Genomic DNA, 855 nt, shown 5'->3' with positions numbered 1-855 from the left:
ATTATTTCTAAGAGAATCCAATTTTGCCCTTTTAGTGACCGAAGAAAATATGCAGCTCCGGGATCTTGTTGTGCAGCTCAATGGAAATCGCATAGAGGGAAACTTAACAGTGAACTACGACTCTCTTGATCAATTCATAGAAAACCCGGAAAATGCAACCGTAGATCTTAACCTGCCCAGCTTCAACCTTGACCTGGAGGAGATCTACCGCTTTCAACCCGACTTGCGGCAAAACGAGTATTTTGCTACGCTTGCCAAAAAAGGCATTTCTGGCACTCTTTCTGCCCAAGGACAACTGGCGGCTGTAAACATCGAAAATGCCAATATCAATTGGGGAGCGAATACTTCTCTATCAGTCAACGGGACGATTTTTAATGCGACAGACCCCGATGCATTAAGGTTTGATCTGCCTCGAGTGCGATTCAATTCTTCAGGAGGTGACCTCCGAGCTTTTGTGGAAGCAGACAGTCTCGGTATTCAGATTCCGGAGAATATGGCCTTGACCGGAAGCTTCAGTGGGACACCCGAAAATATTACGGCTGATGCCGTCCTTAATTCTTCCGCAGGAAAAATTGACGTAGAAGGTAACTTCACCAGTGCTCCCGGCTTAGCTTTTAATGCCGATATCAAAGTTACCAGTCTGCAGGTAGGAGAGATCCTGCAAAATAATGCTTTAGGGCCTATAACATTAAATATTAGGGCCTCAGGAAGCGGAGAGGACATAAATTCTCTTGACGCTGTTGTTGAAGGTACCATTGACACTCTCACCTATAACAATTACAAGTTCGAAAATATCGCACTTCAAGCCCAGCTGGAGGATGGGGAAGGTTTTGCCAATATTGATTATAAGGATAA

Annotated in this window: 1 protein-coding gene; it reads left to right on the top strand. The window is 44.6% G+C overall.

Annotation, left to right across the window (positions count from 1 at the left end; translation table 11 throughout):
• On the top strand, nt 1–855 hold an 855-nt coding region (locus HC175_RS15490), incomplete at both ends, for an AsmA family protein (protein ID WP_479685232.1).

The sequence above is a fragment of the Salinimicrobium oceani genome (genome assembly GCF_012037645.1).
The sequence above is the reverse complement of the archived record's forward strand: the minus strand, read 5'-3'. Positions and strand labels throughout refer to the sequence as shown.